Origin of the sequence: Streptomyces sp. CC53 (assembly GCF_001865245.1) — a bacterium.
Taxonomy (GTDB): domain Bacteria; phylum Actinomycetota; class Actinomycetes; order Streptomycetales; family Streptomycetaceae; genus Streptomyces.
Genome location: NZ_MKXB01000194.1, coordinates 130,747 through 147,304 on the forward strand (window position 1 = coordinate 130,747; position 16,558 = coordinate 147,304).

15 protein-coding genes, 1 tRNA gene and 1 pseudogene are annotated in these 16,558 nt (G+C 71.4%); 10 read left to right on the top strand and 7 right to left on the bottom strand.

The window, feature by feature from the left end; all coding sequences use genetic code 11:
• The 3 genes from BJP40_RS25440 to BJP40_RS33780 form a co-directional block, all read left to right on the top strand.
• Positions 1-1,356 (top strand): S1C family serine protease (locus BJP40_RS25440; RefSeq protein ID WP_371258693.1); only part of this gene is annotated, 1,356 nt, incomplete at its 5' end.
• A 189-nt stretch (positions 1,357-1,545) separates the two neighbouring features.
• A tRNA-Ser gene (locus tag BJP40_RS25445) sits at positions 1,546-1,630 on the top strand.
• A gap of 223 nt (positions 1,631-1,853) precedes the next feature.
• Complete coding sequence (locus tag BJP40_RS33780; protein WP_143066027.1) at positions 1,854-2,372, top strand: hypothetical protein; 519 nt, start codon at positions 1,854-1,856, stop codon at positions 2,370-2,372.
• A gap of 509 nt (positions 2,373-2,881) precedes the next feature.
• Here BJP40_RS33780 and BJP40_RS25450 read toward each other — a convergent pair.
• From BJP40_RS25450 to BJP40_RS25455, 3 genes and pseudogenes are all read right to left on the bottom strand, one after another.
• Entirely contained in the window at positions 2,882-4,087 is a 1,206-nt protein-coding gene (locus BJP40_RS25450) for a peptide deformylase (RefSeq protein WP_256220824.1), read from the bottom strand.
• Between the two features lie 108 nt (positions 4,088-4,195).
• A pseudogene (locus BJP40_RS35925) lies at positions 4,196-4,399 on the bottom strand (helix-turn-helix domain-containing protein); the annotation flags it as partial.
• Positions 4,400-4,627: 228 nt separating this feature from the next.
• Positions 4,628-5,002 carry a GntR family transcriptional regulator gene (locus BJP40_RS25455; protein WP_071282660.1) on the bottom strand — a complete coding sequence of 125 codons (375 nt, stop codon included), beginning with the start codon at positions 5,000-5,002 and terminating at the stop codon, positions 4,628-4,630.
• Positions 5,003-5,165: 163 nt separating this feature from the next.
• Between BJP40_RS25455 and BJP40_RS25460 the strand changes: the two genes are divergently transcribed.
• The 4 genes from BJP40_RS25460 to BJP40_RS25475 are packed head-to-tail and all read left to right on the top strand — an operon-like array spanning position 5,166 to position 8,369.
• A complete protein-coding gene (locus BJP40_RS25460) occupies positions 5,166-5,567 on the top strand; it encodes a hypothetical protein (protein ID WP_071282662.1) in 402 nt (133 codons plus the stop codon).
• Between the two features lie 35 nt (positions 5,568-5,602).
• Positions 5,603-6,997, top strand: coding sequence for a replication initiator protein RepSA (repSA, locus tag BJP40_RS25465; RefSeq protein WP_071282664.1), 1,395 nt, complete (start codon positions 5,603-5,605; stop codon positions 6,995-6,997).
• Positions 6,982-7,191, top strand: a complete 210-nt coding sequence (locus tag BJP40_RS25470; RefSeq protein ID WP_071282666.1) for an excisionase family DNA-binding protein — start codon at positions 6,982-6,984, stop codon at positions 7,189-7,191. Before repSA ends, BJP40_RS25470 begins: the two co-directional genes overlap by 16 nt.
• Positions 7,191-8,369, top strand: a complete 1,179-nt coding sequence (locus BJP40_RS25475; RefSeq protein ID WP_071282668.1) for a site-specific integrase — start codon at positions 7,191-7,193, stop codon at positions 8,367-8,369. The genes BJP40_RS25470 and BJP40_RS25475 overlap by 1 nt, the downstream gene beginning before the upstream one ends.
• Before the next feature lie 475 nt (positions 8,370-8,844).
• Here BJP40_RS25475 and BJP40_RS25480 read toward each other — a convergent pair whose 3' ends face one another.
• The 3 genes from BJP40_RS25480 to BJP40_RS25490 all read right to left on the bottom strand — a co-directional run bounded on the left by BJP40_RS25480 (position 8,845) and on the right by BJP40_RS25490 (position 11,492).
• Complete coding sequence (locus BJP40_RS25480; protein ID WP_071282669.1) at positions 8,845-9,330, bottom strand: DUF3995 domain-containing protein; 486 nt, start codon at positions 9,328-9,330, stop codon at positions 8,845-8,847.
• A 399-nt stretch (positions 9,331-9,729) separates the two neighbouring features.
• Positions 9,730-10,863 (bottom strand): FAD-dependent monooxygenase, encoded by a 1,134-nt coding sequence (locus BJP40_RS25485; protein WP_071282672.1) that lies wholly within the window; start codon positions 10,861-10,863, stop codon positions 9,730-9,732.
• Entirely contained in the window at positions 10,860-11,492 is a 633-nt protein-coding gene (locus tag BJP40_RS25490; protein WP_177204479.1) for a TetR/AcrR family transcriptional regulator, read from the bottom strand. The genes BJP40_RS25485 and BJP40_RS25490 overlap by 4 nt, the downstream gene beginning before the upstream one ends.
• Before the next feature lie 883 nt (positions 11,493-12,375).
• Between BJP40_RS25490 and BJP40_RS25500 the strand changes: the two genes are divergently transcribed.
• On the top strand, positions 12,376-12,990 hold the full coding sequence (locus BJP40_RS25500) for a dihydrofolate reductase family protein (protein ID WP_071282677.1): 615 nt from the start codon (positions 12,376-12,378) through the stop codon (positions 12,988-12,990).
• Between the two features lie 425 nt (positions 12,991-13,415).
• Here BJP40_RS25500 and BJP40_RS25505 read toward each other — a convergent pair whose 3' ends face one another.
• Positions 13,416-13,862 carry a calmodulin-binding protein gene (locus tag BJP40_RS25505; RefSeq protein ID WP_071282679.1) on the bottom strand — a complete coding sequence of 149 codons (447 nt, stop codon included), beginning with the start codon at positions 13,860-13,862 and terminating at the stop codon, positions 13,416-13,418.
• 669 nt (positions 13,863-14,531) lie between these two features.
• Here BJP40_RS25505 and BJP40_RS25510 point away from each other — a divergent pair.
• Together BJP40_RS25510 and BJP40_RS25515 are read left to right on the top strand one after the other, a co-directional pair.
• A complete protein-coding gene (locus BJP40_RS25510; protein WP_071282681.1) occupies positions 14,532-15,335 on the top strand; it encodes a DUF817 domain-containing protein in 804 nt (267 codons plus the stop codon).
• Positions 15,336-15,822: 487 nt separating this feature from the next.
• Entirely contained in the window at positions 15,823-16,386 is a 564-nt protein-coding gene (locus BJP40_RS25515) for a SigE family RNA polymerase sigma factor (RefSeq protein ID WP_071282683.1), read from the top strand.
• The last annotated feature ends 172 nt before the right edge of the window (positions 16,387-16,558 follow it).

A 16,558-nucleotide genomic window follows, 5' to 3' on the forward strand; every position in this document is an offset into this window, starting at 1 on the left:
CCGGCGGCCGGCGATATGGCCGGTCACGGACCGGCGTACCCGGGCACGCCCGCGGGACCGCCCCCGCCGCCACCCGTACCGCCGACCGTCCCCGCGTACGGCGCCGACGCCGGCGCGCAGGGCTGGGGCGCGCACCCGCAGGGCGCGGCGCAGGGGCCGGGAGCCTACGGCACCACCGTCATGGGGATGCCGCCCGCCGGCGTACCGGGCACGGCGACCACCGCCCAGCCCCGCAAGCGCTCCGGCGGCCTCATCGCCGCCGTCCTGGTCGCCGCCCTCCTCGCGGGCGGCGTCGGCGGCGGCATCGGCTACTGGGCGGCGGACCGGCAGGGCGGCCTGACCGGCAGCTCCACGGTGGCGGCGGCCGGAGAGGCCCCTGCCGGCTTCAAGCGCGACCCCGGCACGGTCGCCGCCGTGGCCGCCCAGGCGCTGCCGAGCGTCGTCACGATCGAGGCCAAGTCGAGCACGGAGGGGCAGGGCGGAGGCACCGGCACCGGCTTCGTCTACGACAAGGAAGGCCACGTCCTCACCAACAACCACGTGGTGGCCTCGGCGGCGGACGGCGGCCGGCTGCGCGTGACGTTCCCGGACGGCAAGAAGTACGAGGCGGAGGTCGTGGGCCGGGCGCAGGGCTACGACGTGGCGGTACTGAAGCTGCGCGACGCGCCCGCCGGGCTCGCCCCGCTGCCGCTCGGCGACTCCGACAAGGTCGCGGTGGGCGACTCGACGATCGCGATCGGTGCGCCGTTCGGCCTGTCCAACACGGTGACGACGGGCATCATCAGTGCGAAGAACCGCCCGGTCGCCTCCAGCGACGGTTCCGGCAGCCGCAGTTCGTACATGAGCGCCCTGCAGACGGACGCGTCGATCAACCCCGGCAACTCCGGCGGCCCGCTGCTGGACGCGCGTGGCGCGGTCATCGGCATCAACTCGGCGATCCAGTCGCCGGGCTCGGGCCCGCTCGGCCAGTCCCAGGCCGGGTCGGTCGGCCTGGGCTTCGCGATCCCGATCAACCAGGCGAAGAACGTGGCACAGCAACTGATCAGGACCGGCCAGCCGGTGTACCCGGTGATCGGCGCCACGGTGAACATGGCGGAGAAGGGACAGGGCGCCAGAATCGTCGAGGAAGGTGCGAGCGGCTCGCCGGCGATCAGCCCCGACGGCCCGGCGGCGAAGGCCGGCCTGCGGCCGGGCGACGTGATCGTCCGGTTCGGTGACCGGGAGATCGACAGCGGGCCGACGCTGATCAGCGAGATCTGGACGTACCAGCCGGGCGACACGGTGGCGCTGACCTACGAGCGCGACGGCAAGGAGCAGGAGGTCAAGGTCACCCTGGGCGAGCGCAAGGGCGACTGACGAACCGCCCCCGCCCGCAACCCCGCACCCCGCCCGGCGGCCACGCCGCCAGGCGGGGCTCTTGCGTCATGCCCGTCCCAACGGTTGGCCCGGCTCCCGCGTCGAGGCCGGCTCCCGCGAGAGGGCGCCCCAGGAAGAGCCGCCAGCCGGTAGGCTGTAGCCGCTCCGCGCCAGGTGAGGCGGGGCGCGGGTGGGTTGCCCGAGCGGCCTAAGGGAACGGTCTTGAAAACCGTCGTGGCGCGAGTCACCGTGGGTTCAAATCCCACACCCACCGCGCATGTCGAAGGCCTCTGACCAGGTGAAAAGGTCAGAGGCCTTCGTGTTGCGAGTTGTCCGTGACTACCCTGGGTTCCCCGATGTATCCCGCACGATCGGGCACGGGAGGGGCACGGCGCTGTCACAAGGCCATCCTCGATCTCAAGCCCTTCGATCCGCTTCACTGCGGTATCTCGGACGAATCTCCCCGCTTGGATCGCTCACCCTGTTACGGTCGCTCGATGGCCGATCTTGTGGGGATCCTGCAACTTCTTGGGGCGGGCAGCGTGGGTGCTGTCGTGACCCAGTACGTCGGCGCTGGACCCGAGCGTCGTCAGGCTCGTGCCGCCGTTCGAAGCGCGATGACTGAGCTGGACGAGGCCGTTTGGTCTCAAGGGGAGACGGATGAGTGGCCCCGACTCCGAAAGGGCCTTCACGCATTCGAGTCCGCCGCCATGGTTGCTGGCGTGCGTCGTGAAGTTTCGGACTGGTACGTGACGACCAGGATCGCCTTCTTCTACGAGAGCCGACGGAGCTACGAGCAGCATCCGGATACGGACTTTGGCGGTGGCATCGTCTCCCGGTACGTACGCGGCCTCAACGAGGCGAACTATGTGGTTTATCAAGCTCTCTGGCATCCACAACGCTCACGGTTTCTGTGGAGACGACGACTCAAGGCTGCCAAGACAGCTGCTCGTACGGCTGCAGCAGACTCGCCCTCGCTGCTTCGACGCCTGGACGAGAGCGAGAGACCCCTCTGACTTGTATGTACTGCGAGAGTTCCGGAAAGGGCGTTGTGGGCCTGAACATGCTCTACGCCTGCACAACGTCTACCCCCGACTCCCATCCCGTCTGCCGTCGACCCACACACCGTGGAGCAGGCGCGGTGCCGGGCGTCCAGGTGGAGCGCGCCACTGTACGAACGACCTGGACGCCCGGTGCCGTGTCTGCTCGGCTCTGCCTGGGTCGACGGCAGACGGGATGGGAGTTCCCCACCGCCACACCCCACGGCCGGCACCCGCGCACGGGCCCCCTCCATCCCGGAGCCTGAGCGCCCCCGCCGGAGGCATCGTCCTGAGCCGCACCCACGTACCGCCTCGGCCGCGTCGTGGTTCCCCACCCATCAACCCGAGCTGTCAGGCGTGCGGACGGCGCCCGGGCTGGAGCGGGGCGGAGACAGGAGCGCAGGCCCGGGCGACGGGCCGCGCGCGCCGCGCTGTGCGCGGCGGGTGCCTTGATGAGGTAGAGAAACCTGTAACAGCCAGCCTGGTCAGGTCTTCCGGCCGCTGGCGTCGTAGCTCCAAGTTCGGCCGGTGCCTCGGTACTCGGAGACGGAGATCGGGTCTACTCCGGGGCGCATGCGTGTGGTGTACAGGATGCCGTCGATGTGGTCGATCTCGTGGGCGACGAGACGGGCGACCCCGTACTCAAAGATTGTGATGCGCTGCTCGCCGCTGATGTCCGTGTGCTCCACCGTGATGCTCAACGGTCGGGGGACTTTTCCGCGTACGTCGAAGAAGCTCCAGCACCCCTCGTACTGCTCGTCCGTGTCCGCTGACTCCTCGATCACCCGCGGGTTGAGGAGAGTGATGGTCTCCCCATCCGGCGTTCGAACGATGGCGGCTGCTCGGTCGATCCCGATCTGTGGTGCTGCGCACCCCATCCCCTTGCTGAACAAGTGGATTCCTGCGGCTCGCTCCGATGCTGCGTTCAGCTCGGCCACCACCCGCCGCGCGTCCTCAGCCTCTGTCGGCAGATTGAACCGCCGGGCCTGCCCGGTCAGGATCGGGTCTCCCGCCTGGACGATGCCGATGGATCGCATCTTCTCGCTGGCGCTCTGGGGCATGGCTGGACTGCTCTCTTCCTGACTACTGCGGCTTCGGAACTTCCACTCCAGCCGGTATCGAGCGTGAAGCGGCGGGGCATCGGTGCTCCAGGAGAAGATCCGTCGATCGCTGGCCGCCTCCTGGTGGATCGCTGTGCGGAAGGGGAACGCCGCGGCGGTCATCGTCGTCTCGGTGCCCCACACTGCAGGGTCAAGTTCCACCGGGAAGTTCAGTCGGACGCTGAGCCGCTCAGTCGGAAGCCGGACTGCTCGCTGGAACCAAGTTCCCCACTTCTCGTCGCCGACCGTGTATGAGTACTCGATCCAGGTCGTCTCACCTGGGTACAGCGGGTATCGCCCATACTCGTTCTCGAACAGGAGCCACAGTTCCTTGAAGGCGTCGCGGTCGTGCTGGACGCGCCATCCGACCGGCTCGTTCCCGACTTGGGCGCTGAGCCCGATCTCATCCCAGGTGAGCGGATTCTCGCGATAGAGCTGGTTCGACCGCTCAGGACTTCCCGGGTAGCGATCGACCGAGATCCGGATGAGGTACTGCGTAACAGGGTTGGGGCTGGCGTTATAGATCTGTCGACGCTGAGTGGCTCGGTACGTCCGGCCGTCGTAGAACAGCTCCGCGTCATCGTGCTTCACGATCAGACTGTGTGCCTGAGACTCGGGCCCTGGCTGATCGGGTGTGTGCTGGTGCGGGAGAGTGGGCTCCGGCCGGCCGTTTGCCTCCAGCTCGGCGAAGGCGCGTCGTAAGGCACCGCCCGCCGAGAGTGCCCGGTCGGCTTGCTCCGCAAAGGCTTGGCTGGGGCGCTGCTGTCCACCTTCGACCTTGGAGACGTACGAAGGTGTGTATCCCACCCGCTTCGCCAGTGCCGACTGGGACATGCCCCGTACATCGCGCCAGCGCTTCAAGTCAGCGATGAACGCTTCTGCCGTGTGACCCTCGCTTGCCATCCCGACTCCCCGTGTGACTGTGCCTGTGAGTGAGCTATGAGTGATCGGCTCTCAGGCTGTAGTCATCGCCCTGATCTGCGGTGTGCTCTCCGTGCTGGGTCGGAAGCTACAGGAGCGGAGGCACTCTGGTGTCCCTCACACCGGATGAACTGGCGGAAGTCTTGAATCAGTTGGCTGGAATCACAGCACGGGTGCAAGACCTCTCCCGAGATGTGGACCGGGTTGTGGTCAGGCTGTGTCCCGAGCCTTCGACTGCTCTTCGAGCCGAGCGAGCCGTTCCGCGAGACTCTCGACCGTCGAACTAAGTTCGCTGAGGCGCTGGGTGAGAGCGATGAACTCGGCTGAAGGCGCGGCGTCAGTAGGAGCCTCAACCTGGTCGCGGACGAAGCTGCCTCGCCCTGGACTGGTGTAGATCAGGCCGTCTCCACGGAGAATCTCCACTGCGCTCTGCGCCGTCATGACGGCTACGGAGTACTGCTTTGCCAGGTCGCGAACGGACGGGACCTTGGCACCCGGCGCCAGGGCCCCCGAGAGGATCTCGGCTCGAATGGCGTCTGCCACCTGTCGAGAAGCGGGTCGGGGGTCCTCAGCGCTCAGCGTCATGGAGCGAGGGTATCGCTGAAACCCGTCCTAGGTCACCCAAGACTCTTGACGCAGCCAACCCAAGCTGTACTGTGACACCTAAGACACGCAATATGGCTTCCGGGGGTGGCGCCCTACCGCCAAGCAGATCGCCGCCCCCGGTCCCTCGAAGGGAGCTTCCATCATGCCTGCTCTGTCCTCGTCCGCACTGCTCTCCTGGTCCGAGCTGGAAGCTCGGGACCGGTGCCCGAAATGCTCGGCTCGGGTTCCTGCCTGGCGGTGGGTCCGCCTGGAGGGCCTGCGCGTCCTCACCCACGACGGTGACCTCATCTGCCCGAAGGACGCGACCCTCGGATACGAGCTGCTGCCCGCGCCGCTGTCCCGGACCGAGCACGCGGAGCTTGTCCCCTCCTCGTGCATGGGCTGCCGCCAGCACGTGAACGGCTGGCGCTGGGTCCAGGTCGACGGGGACGGCGTGCTCTCCCACGACACGCCCGACGGCCCCCGCGCCTGTCCCTCCGGCGCGCGTTTCGACTGGGCGACCGGTGCGACCCTGCCCGCTGCCGCCTCGGTGGTGGCCGCGTGACGGTCTTCCCCGTGGCCCCGGCCGCTGTCGCTGATATGGCGGCGGCCGTGGGCACCGACCCGCTCACCCTCGCCGACCTGCTGCGAGTGGCGAACGCCCCCGGCTTCGACCGGTGGCGCGAACAGGTCCGCAGTACCGGCGGCTGCTCCGACCCCATCCACCTCCAGGGCCAGACCGTCACCCGCGATGCCCGCACCGGTGAGGTCCTCTACTCCTACTCCACGGCTGACGAACCGGGCGGCCGGTTACGGGTGGCCTGCGGCAACCGGCGCGCCTCGCGCTGCCCCTCGTGCGCCTGGACCTACGCGGGCGACACCTACCACCTGATCCGCGCCGGGATCACCGGCGACGACCGCAAGAACGTTCCCGCCACCGTCCGCGACCACCCCCGCGTCTTCGCGACCCTGACCGCGCCGTCGTTCGGGCCGGTCCACAACCGCCCGGCCTCCGGCCGCTGCCGCTGCGGTACCACCCACCCGGACGGCGACCCGCTGTTGGGCACCGCGCTGGACCCCGAGCGCTACGACTATGCGGGCGCGGTGCTATGGAATAACCACGCGGGCCAACTCTGGCAGCGCTTCACCATCTACTTGCGCCGCGAGATCGCCCGCCGCGCCGGACTCTCCCAACGCGCCCTGGCCGACTCCTGCCGGGTGTCCTTCGGGAAGGTCGCCGAGTTCCAAAAGCGCGGCGCGATCCACTTCCACGCCGTGGTCCGCCTCGACGGACCCGACGGACCCACCACCGAACCCCCGGCCTGGGCGACGGTCCCGCTGCTCGACGACGCCATCCGCGCTGCCGCCGCCCGCGTCGCTGTAACCGTCCCGCCCGCAGGCACCTTCCCTCAGCACACCCTGCGGTGGGGCGACCAGGTCGACGTCCAGCCCATCGGCGGCCTGGCGGACGACGAGCTGACCGAACAGGCGGTTGCCGCCTACGTCGCCAAGTACGCCACCAAGGCCGCCGAGACCACCGGCACCATCGACCGCCGTATCGGCGAACCCGCCGAACTCGACCGGCTCGACCTCCCAGATCACACCCGCCGCCTCATCAAAGCTTGCTGGGACCTCGACGCCCACTACCCGGACCGGCTGCTCGCCCGCTGGTCCCACATGCTCGGCTTCCGCGGCCACTTCTCCACCAAATCCCGCGTCTACTCCACCACCCTCACCGCCCTACGCCAGACCCGCGCCGACTACCGCGCCGCCCAGGAACGCCGCGAACGGGGCCTGCCCGACCCGGACGACGACCCGGAGGGCTCCACGCTCGTCCTGGCGCACTGGACCTACGCGGGACACGGCCACAGCCCCGGCGAGTCCTGGCTCGCCGCCAGCATCGCCCGCGACATCCGAACCAACCGCGAAACCGCACGCGAGGCACTGCACGACCTCGACACCCAAGGGGAGGACCGAACATGGACCGACTGCTGACCGTTGGCCAGGTCGCGGAACTGCTGGGGACCACGGTGCGTTTCCCCCGTCGGCTGATTGAGGAACGGCGGATCGAGTTCGTCAAGGTCGGCCGACACGTCCGCATCCGGGAGAGCGCTGTCACCGCGTTCGTCGCGGCGAACACGGTCCAGCCGGTAGCCCTCCGTCCGTCCCGTCTTCGGTCGGTGGCCTGATGGCCGGGAAGCGCAAGGCACGCCGCAGCTTCGGACGGGTGCGCAAGCTGCCCTCGGGCCGGTACCAGGCTCGGTATCCGGGCCCGGACGGCATCCTGCGGCCTGCTGACCGGACCTTCGCCACCACGACCGACGCTGATCTGTGGCTCGTCAAGAAGCGCGTCGAGATCGAGGAAGGCCGCTGGCTCGACCCGGCCGAAGGGCAGACGACTGTTCGGGATTGGGCGGCACGCTGGTTGGCATCGGTCGCCCCGCAGCTCAAGCACAAGACGCAGGCGTCGTACCGCTCGCTGATCAAATCGCGCATCAACCCGGTGCTCGGGGACCGCGAGCTGGCCAGCCTGCGGCCCATCACGGTCGCGGAGTGGGTCGCTGCCATGAAGACGCAGGGGCTCAGCGCGTCGCGGATTCGCCAGGCGTACCGGGTCATGTCACAGATCATGGGCTCGGCGGTCGACAACGGTCTGATCGCTCAGACTCCGTGCCGTGGCGTGCGCCTGCCTCGTATGCCTCAGACAGAGCCGCACATCCTCACACCTGTGGAGGCATCCCGGATCGTCCGGAACGCCGACGCTCCGCATGACCTCCTGATCGCGCTCCTTGCCTTCGCGGGCCTACGGGTCGGGGAAGCCTTCGCGCTGCGTCGGAGGGACGTAGACGTTCCTGGCCGCCTCCTGGTGGTGGACGAGAACCTGGCGGAAGCGAATGGGGCTCTGGTCTTCGACACCCCGAAGTCCCACCAGCGACGGGTCCTCTCCCTGGCTCCGTCCCTGGCCAAGCGGCTCGGTGCCTACCTCGACGGCCTGCCCGGAGGGGATGACGCGCTCCTCTTCACGAACCGGTCCGGCCGACCGCTGCGCTACAACCAGTGGCGCAAGGCGTACTTCGACCCTGCGGTCTCGGCGGCCCGGCTGACGGACGTGACACCCCACGACCTTCGGGCTTCGCACGGGACCTGGGTAGCCGACCGATACGGCGTCATGACCGCCGCCCACCGCCTCGGGCACTCCAACGCGAGCGTCACCACCCGCCACTACGCTCGGCCCGTTGCAGGACGTGACGCAGAGGTGGCTACCGCTTCGGACGCCTGGCTCACGGGGCACGACGGGGTTCATGGGGCACGCAGAGGGCACGGCGAGGACGACGACGGCTCGGCTGGGGCCCTTGTGCCACTCTGACCAGCAGCGGAACCGGTAGTGGCCCGGAAGATCGAAAGGTCTTGAAAACCGTCGTGGCGCGAGTCACCGTGGGTTCAAATCCCACACCCACCGCTTGCAGGTCAGCGTCTGCGCTGGTCAGAAGGGGCGCCTCCGGTTCGGGGGCGCCCTTGTCGCGTGGTGCCTGTCTCGCCGGTGATCCATCGGCGACCAGTGGCCGACCCTCAGGCGTTCCCCAGCAATTGGGCAGCGGGGAACTGTGCCTGCGGCGCCCTTTGAGGTACAGCCGCTCCACAGGTTTCAAGGCGGCTCGCTCCGCTCACCGCGCCCGGCCCGGCCCCCGGGCCGGCGATCCTGTGTCCGGCCCCGCTCCGGCCCGGCCGGCGCCCATGCCGCGCACGAAGCATGCAGCCACCTGACGCTGCGGCATCGTATGGGAGTACTCCAGCGCCAAGGCCGCCGTCGGCAAGGGGCCCGAACCCGCGCTGCCTGCCGGTCAGGTGCCGGTGTCGGCGTCAGGCTCTCGACGCCTGGGTGCGGCGGGGGCGTAGGAGAGGAGGGCGGCGACCGTGCCGAGGGCCAGGGTGACGGGTGAGTACAGGGCCAGATCCCAGAAGCGGTACGCGGACGGACCCTGGCCGATCGCCCCGGACAGGAGCAGGCCCGCGACACCCCGGGTGAGGAGTACGGCGGCGGCGGTCGCGGTCGCGGCGTTCAGGAGGCGGTGGGGGAGGAAGCCGCGTACGTAGCCGGCTCTGGCCAACAGGAGCCACGCCGCTGCGGCGAGGAGGCACGCGACGGCCAGTGTCATCCACGGCGGAGGACTCTGGGCGGGCGAGGTCTGGCCGACGACCGTTTCGAGGAACTCCTCCCGTGTGGACAGCGGCCAGGGGGACCGCAACCAGACCAGGTGAAGGAGGGAGAAGGCGGCGAGGACGACGGCGGCTGTGGCCGCCGCGGTCCGGTACGGCGTGTGGGGCATGGGCCGTGCTCCTTTGGCGGGTCCCTGTCGTGGACGCAGGTCCGGATCGGTCGGGATGGGGTGGCGCTCTGGTGCCGCGGCCGCTTGGGCGGAAGGGCACGGTCCACTTGGGTGCTGGGTGCTGGGTGCTGGGTGCTGGGTGCTGGGTGCTGGGTGCTGGGTGCTGGGTGGTGCGGTGGTGCGGTGGTGCGGTGGGGCGTCGCGGGGGTGCGTGGCGGGTTTGTTGCGTGGTGGTTCCGCGTGGCCCGGCCTGGGCTCAGGGGGTCGGACGCAGCGGCGGGCGGTTTCGTCCCTTGCGGTGTCCGGTGTGGGGTGTCCCGTTGCGCGGGTGCGCCAGTGGGGTGTCGGTTCCGCTCTGGTGCGCACCGGGTGCCGGGCAGGCGGGAGGCGCGGGGCGGTTCAGGGTGTGCGCAGCAGGGCCAGGGCGGGCGCCACGAGTGCGCGGTGCTGCCGGCCGGCGGCGAAAGGCAGGCGCAGCGCCGTGTCGCGCAGCGCGCGGGCCGGGCGGTTGTGCCAGTGGGAGATGCTCCCGATGTGCCGGGAGGTGAGCTGCATGCGGCGGACGCGGCGGTGGCGCAGGGAGCGGTAGCGGGTGAGGGCGCCGTCGGCGCCGGGGCGCAGGCTGAGCGCGAGGGCGTAGGCGTCTTCGATGGCCATGGCTGCTCCCTGCCCCTGGTTGGGGGTGATGGCGTGGGCGGCGTCTCCGAGGAGCAGGACCCGTTCCGAGCCCCATACGGGGGCGTCGAGTTCCTCCAGGTCGTGGCGGAGCGGCGGCGCCGCGGTCAGGACGTCGAAGAGCCGCGAGGGCTCGCCGCGGTGCCGGCCGAAGACGCGGTGGAAGCCTTCGGGCCAGTCCGGCTCCGGAGCACGCCTGGGCGCGGTCGCGACGAGGTAGTAGTAGAGCTGTGCGCCGGGCAGGGGTACGGCTCCGATGCGGGTGCCGGGGCCCCAGGACTCCACGGCGCCGGTGAATCCGGGGTTGTCCGTGATCCCCCGCCAGCAGGTGGTGCCGCTGTAGCGCAGTGGCCGCGGACCGGTGAGCTGTTCCCGTACGGTCGAGCGCAGCCCGTCGGCACCGACGACGAGGTCGTGGACGTGGGCGGCGGTGTCCTCCGCGAAGCGGACCTCTACGGCCGTCCCGGTGTCCCGTACGGAGGTGACGGTTCGTCCCGGGAGGAGGCGGACCGCGTCGGGCAGGTGCTCGTGGAGGACGGTGTGCAGCGCTGGGCGGCTGAGCGACCGGGAGGCGTCGTGGTGCCCGGTGGGGTGCTGGGGGCGTAGGCGCTGCAGTACGGACCCGTCGGCGTTCACGAGGTCGAACGAGGCCAGCTGGTGGCTGCGTTCGGTCACGTCCACGTCCAGTGCGGCGAGGACGTGCAGCGCGTTGGGGGCGAGGATGATCCCGGCGCCGCTCGCGGGAGGGTGCGGGCTCCGCTCGGCGACGGTGACGTGGTGTCCCGCCCGGTGCAGGGCCAGGGCCGCGGTCAGCCCGCCTATGCCGCCACCCGCAACGAGGATGTCGAGCGGTTTCATACGGGCTCCTGGCGGGGTCGCGGGGTGAGGAACCGGCTCAGTGACTGTTCCAGCAGGCGCAGTTGGCTCGGGCGGTCCAGGTCTCCGCGCAGACCGGCGACGAGGATCCCGAAGTAGAGCGAGAAGAACACGGTGAACACCAGCTCAGGGTCCAGTGGGGCGACCGTGCCCGTGGATTCGGCTTCGTGCAGTTCCCGTGTCACCCAGCGGCGGAACTCGGCCATGCGTTGTTCCGCGGGGCCGTCGGGCCGGGTGGGGAAGAGCGAGGCGGACAGGTACTGCCGGGCGAGGTCGGGCTCGCGGTCGTAGCTGGCGTAGAGCTCTCCGGCCACGTGGACGAGTCGGGCGACGAGGTCGCCGGCCGGGGGCAGGGTGGGCATCGCGGTGTGGAGGGCGCGTCCGACGTGCTCGTCGAGAAGGGTCTCGATCAGCGTGTTCACGTCCGGGAAGTGCACGAAGAACGTCCCGGTGGCCACTCTCGCCTCGGTGGCCACTTCCCGGGTCGTCAATCCCGCGAGCCCTCGCCGTTCCAGCATACGGCGGGCTGCTGCGAGCAAGGCCTGCCGGGTCTCTTCCTTGCGCTGTGCGCGCAGGCCGCCGGAGGGCGGGCGCGCTGAGGTGTCGGGCATTTCAGTGAGCATACTCAGTGAGCGTGCTCAGTCAATCGGGCTGGGGGTGTTCCCCTCTCCGTGCGCCGCCGCGTCCGCTGTGCGGCAGGTGGCGGCAGGGTCGGCCCCGTGATGCGTTGGCCGTGCCCGGGTGAGGCGTTGGCCGTGCCCGGCGCCGTCCGCCCGGACGCGGGGTCGAGGGCGGGAGCGGGCGGCAGGCGCCAGGGGTAAGGGGGCAGGGGGCGGGGGCGTCACGGCCCTGGGGTGTCGGCGCGGGCGCCTCGGGAAGCGTCTTCCGCGGGCAGGCGTCCACCGCTTCGGCCGCTCGTGATGTCCGGTGCCTCAGGTCGGCAGGCAGTGCCGGAAGCGTCGCAGCAGGTCGAGGGCGGCTGGGCTGTCCCCGTCGAAGGGCTGGTCGCGATGACGCGCCGACATGTCCGCCTCCCCCACATGCGGGCACTGCGGCACCGGGAGCAGAATGCCACTTCGAAGAGGACGCCGGTCGGGCCGTGCGCGCGGATGCCCCGGCCGGGGAGGAGGCAGCGGTACGGCTCGCTGTCCGGCACCGCGGTGACGAGGGCCAGGGCCTGCTGTGCCGGGTCCCAGAGGGCGACGGTGTCCCCCGTCAGGGACGGTGACGACAAGTGGCGGACGGGGTCGGTGATCCGTACGGCCTCGACCAGTTCGGCGTCGGGGCGGGTGTCGGGTAGCAGTACGGGGGCCATCGTGGCCGATCCGGGACGCGCCGGGAAGGCGCGCGGGTATTCACGGGCGCGGCGCCCCGCGAGGGGGGCGATGTGATCGGCGTCACAGTGGAGGGGGGTGGGGTGGCGATGAGTTCCGGGCGCGGGGCTGGTCTTCTTCCTGTACGGACTGCTGCGGCAGAGGTGAGGAGAGGGCCGGAATGCGTGTGGTGATCAGTGAGTTCATCAGCCTGGACGGCGTCGTGCAGGCGCCAGGGGGGCCCGGGGAGGACACCGACGGCGGGTTCGACCACGGGGGGTGGACGCATCCGTTCTTCGACCCCGAGGTCGTGGGCGGCGCGTTCGACGAGGCACTCGGCGGCGCGGAGGCGCTGCTCTTCGGTCGGCGGACCTGGCAGACCATGGCCGCGGCGTGGCCCGAGCGCGCCGGCGACCCCTTCGCCGACCGCATGAACGCGCTCCCGAAGTATGTCGTGACCGACACCCTCCGCGACGACGAGCTGCACTGGAACAGCACGCGCATCGCGGGCGGGGATGTCGTCGCCCGGGTCCGCGCGCTGCGGGAGGCGCCCGGCGGTGACGTGCTCGTCATGGGCAGCTCCGCCCTCGTGCGCACGCTGCTGGGCGAGGGGCTCGTGGACGAGCTGCGGCTGATGGTCATGCCGGTCCTGCTCGGCGGAGGCAAGACGATCTTCCCCCGCGACGGGGGGCTGCGCACGCTCCGGTTGGTGTCGGCGGTCACGAGCGGCACCGGCGTTCAGGTGTGCACGTACCGGGTCGTCCGCGATGAGGAAGAGGGGGGCGGCGAGGGCTGAGAGTCGGCGGTTCACTCGCCCCGGGCGACGCGGGAATCGCCTGTCGCCGCCGCTGAGCGGCAGGGTGGGCGCGGTGCGCCGCGGTCCGGTGGCGGCTGCCCCGCTCGTCGCGTCGGCCGCCTCGGGACACCACCCCGCCCGCTCGTCGCGTCGGCCGTCGTGGGACGCGCCCGCCGCGGGGCGCGCCAGCCGTGGGACGCGCCTCGCAGTACCGCGCAGGCCCCGAGCGCTCCCGGTGCGAGTGGCTGCGCCGCCGGCCGGTCCGGAGCCGGCGTCGCCCCCCGAAGCGCTCCGTCCGCCGGGCGCCTTTCCCCGGGCGCTCGCCTGCCGTGCCCCTCCCGGGGGCGCTCCGTCCGCCTGGCCCTCTCCCGGGAGCCCCGCCCGAGGCGACGGTGTCACCCCGTCCGACTGCCCGGTGCCCCGGCTCATGCGCGGAGTCTCTCGGGCGGGGGCACCTCCCGGACCAGGCGGGATGTCCAGGGGCACCAGTGGCCGCCCGGGAGAAAGGCACCGCCGACCTCGGCCACGTGCTCCTCCACGTACGGGATGGTCGCGTCGCAGACTTCGACGGCGTAGTGGAAGAAGTTGATGGTGTCCGGTGCGAGGTGGTAGCTCCAACGGGCGTTGTACGGGGCGCGGCGCTTCACGATCCTGCCCATGACGTGTTTGTCCTCGCCGCTGCTCAGCAGGGCCCGTGCCTCCCCGATACGGGCGGGGTCGGTGAGTTTGATGACGAACCGCTGCCGGGACGTGTCGGTGAACTCGAAGTACGCGGCAGCCGCCTGCGCCCTGCTCTGTGCCGGGGATGACGACGTGAACGCCATGAGCGCGGTGGCTGTCAGAGTGCTGATCCTCTGGGTGATACGACGCATGAGCGGGCACCTCCGAATGCGGGTTCTCACGGAACGTAGGCGTTCGGCTGCGCTAGGTGTTGACGGTGGTGGCTAAACCGCACCATCGGTGGAAAGCGCCGAACCGGCGGCACTGCGCCCTCCGTGGAGGCCGTGCGCCCGCGCGCGCCGCGCCCTCGCTGGAGGCCGCGCACCGACCGCCGCGCCCTTGGTGGAAGTGCGCCGGCGGCACCGAGCCGGCAGGGGGAAGCCGTGCACCGGCGGCACCACACCGTCGGGGGGAAGCGCAAACCGCCGTCGTCCCGTTTGCGTCCTTCCCGTCGTCAGAGCGGGGGCGGGCGACCCGCGGAAGCTGGACGGGCGAGGGCGGCGGTGTCATGCGCGACGACGAGGTGGATGAGGGCGCACGGGTGCCGGGATGCCCGGTGCGTCCCGCGGTGGCTCCGGTACGAGGGCGGGTACCGGACCGGACAGGAGGCCGGGCACGGGACCGGCGTGGAAGCCGTGGTGCACGGCATCAGGTGCGGGGCTCGCTCCGCGCCCGTACGTGCCGTGGGGTGCGGGGCCGGTCACGGATGCGGGCGTGTGACCACGGGCGGGGCCGGGTCGGCGGTGGTGCCGAGGCGGGGTGGGGGTGCGGGCGGTGGCCTGGGAGCGTTCTCGCACGGCGCCGGCGGGCAGGGGCGAGGCATGGCTGAGCGCGGGCCGGTGGCCCGGGGGATCGCCGTGGCGTGGTGGCGACTCGTGCGGTTCGGTGTCGTGCAGCTGCGCTGCTGCGCTTTCGCCGTGGCGCTGGTCGCGGGGATCGGGGTGTCCCGGCTCCTGCCCGAAGGGCTTCCCGTGGCCCGCTACGACCTCGTCTTCCTCTACGGCGTGCTGCTGACCGTGCTCGCCCGGCGGGTGGGCTGGGACAGCGCCCGCGACACCGGTGTCATCGCGGTGTGCCACGTGGTCGGGCTGCTCTTCGAGCTCGTCAAGGTCTGGCTGGGCTCGTGGAGTTACCCCGAGGGGGCCGTCCTGAAGATCGCCGGGGTGCCGCTGTACGGCGGGTTCCTGTACGCGGCGGTCGGCAGCTACGTCTGCCGGGCCTGGCGGCTGTTCGGGCTGAGGTTGTCCGGCTACCGCGCAAGGGCCACCGCGCTCCTCGCAGCCGCCGTCTACGTCAACTTCTTCACCCACCACTGGCTGCCCGACGCGCGCTGGCTGCTCGCCGCGGGGCTGCTGGCCGCCACCGCGGGCACGTGGGTGTGGTTCACCGTCGGCGACCGGGACTACCGGATGCCGCTTGCGCTCTCCTTCGGCCTGATCGGCTTCTTCCTCTGGGTCGCCGAGAACGCCGCGACGTACGTCGGCGCCTGGAGCTACCCGCACCAGTTGGGCGGTTGGGAGCCCGTGGCGCTGTCGAAGTTCGGTGCCTGGGCGCTCCTGATCAGCGTGACCTTCGTCCTCGTCGAACGGGCCGCCCGGCGGGACGCCCCCACCGCTGCCGGGTAGGCGCGGGAGGAGACTCGGCTGGGGCGCCCCGGCCTCGGACCCCGTCCCGCCTCGGCCCCGCCCCGCCCGCCCCGGCCTCACCTTCGCCCAGCCCCTGGCCTTGCGAAGGTGAGCCGGCCGACCGTGTCCGGCCTGCCGTCGCCGCGTGGTGAGCCGGCCCCGGGCCCGGCCTGCCGTCCACCGTGACGAGGCGGACGGCCCTGGTCCCAGGAGCCCCAGCGCCGGCGCAGCACCCGCCGTGGGGGCGCGACGACGGCGGAGGCCCTACGGCCCCCGCGACCGTGCCGGCTGGTCGCGCCGCGCGGGCCTTACGCCCTGCATGGGGAGCTACGCCCCCGCCCTCCGGAGGAGCCGTCCCTGACCCCGCCCCGCCCCGCCCTCCACCTACAGGAGGTGGAGGGCGCTGCGCCCCTCCGACCTGAGGGGGACGCCGGTTCGGGACCTGGGGGCGATCCGGCGGGCCGGGCCCGCTCCTAGCGTTGATGCCATGACCGCGACTTCTGGGCCCGTCTGCGTCGGTGCCTCCGCACCCGTCACCGCCAGTGCCACCGGACACCCCTCGTTCTCCTCGTACGTACGAGCCCGGGGGCCCTACCTGCTGCGCACCGCCCGGTCGCTCACCGCGAACCCGTGCGACGCGGAGGATCTGCTGCAGACGGCCCTCACCAAGACGTTCGTCGCCTGGGAGCGCATCGAGGACCACCGGGCCGTGGACGGCTACGTGCGCCGCGCCCTGGTCAACACCCGCACGTCGCAGTGGCGCAAGCGCAAGGTCGACGAGTTCGCCTGCGAGGAACTCCCCGAGCCGGTCGGCCACCCGGGGCAGCCCGACCCCGCCGACCGGCAGGCCCTGCGCGACGCGATGTGGCGCGCGGTCATGCGCCTGCCCGACCGGCAGCGGGCCATGGTCGTCCTGCGCTACTACGAGGACCTCAGCGAGGCCCAGACCGCAGCGGTGCTCGGCGTCTCCGTCGGCACCGTGAAGAGCGCCGTGTCCCGCGCCCTCGGAAAGCTGCGCGACGACCCCGAGCTCGCTCCGACGCGGGGCTGACAGCGTATGGGCCGAGGGGCACGGGATGAGCGGTCCGGCAGCCGTTCGGCGCCCGAGCGGTAGGGCAGCAACTGCCCGGAGCCTGAGCCGCACGGCAGCCCGCCGGCACCTGAGCCGTACCGCAGGGAGGAAGGTGGCACATCGCGCCGCGCGGCCGGGCTGCGGCGCGTCC

Coding starts and splice junctions, on each gene's coding strand:
- BJP40_RS25475 (WP_071282668.1), top strand. CDS start 7,191: ATGGCCGGGAAGCGCAAGGCACGCCGCAGCTTCGGACGGGTGCGCAAG.
- BJP40_RS33780 (WP_143066027.1), top strand. CDS start 1,854: ATGGCCGATCTTGTGGGGATCCTGCAACTTCTTGGGGCGGGCAGCGTG.
- BJP40_RS25490 (WP_177204479.1), bottom strand. CDS start 11,492: ATGCCCGACACCTCAGCGCGCCCGCCCTCCGGCGGCCTGCGCGCACAG.
- BJP40_RS25510 (WP_071282681.1), top strand. CDS start 14,532: ATGGCTGAGCGCGGGCCGGTGGCCCGGGGGATCGCCGTGGCGTGGTGG.
- BJP40_RS25485 (WP_071282672.1), bottom strand. CDS start 10,863: ATGAAACCGCTCGACATCCTCGTTGCGGGTGGCGGCATAGGCGGGCTG.
- BJP40_RS25505 (WP_071282679.1), bottom strand. CDS start 13,862: ATGCGTCGTATCACCCAGAGGATCAGCACTCTGACAGCCACCGCGCTC.
- BJP40_RS25480 (WP_071282669.1), bottom strand. CDS start 9,330: ATGCCCCACACGCCGTACCGGACCGCGGCGGCCACAGCCGCCGTCGTC.
- BJP40_RS25460 (WP_071282662.1), top strand. CDS start 5,166: ATGCCTGCTCTGTCCTCGTCCGCACTGCTCTCCTGGTCCGAGCTGGAA.
- BJP40_RS25455 (WP_071282660.1), bottom strand. CDS start 5,002: ATGACGCTGAGCGCTGAGGACCCCCGACCCGCTTCTCGACAGGTGGCA.
- BJP40_RS25500 (WP_071282677.1), top strand. CDS start 12,376: ATGCGTGTGGTGATCAGTGAGTTCATCAGCCTGGACGGCGTCGTGCAG.
- BJP40_RS25470 (WP_071282666.1), top strand. CDS start 6,982: ATGGACCGACTGCTGACCGTTGGCCAGGTCGCGGAACTGCTGGGGACC.
- repSA (WP_071282664.1), top strand. CDS start 5,603: ATGGCGGCGGCCGTGGGCACCGACCCGCTCACCCTCGCCGACCTGCTG.
- BJP40_RS25515 (WP_071282683.1), top strand. CDS start 15,823: ATGACCGCGACTTCTGGGCCCGTCTGCGTCGGTGCCTCCGCACCCGTC.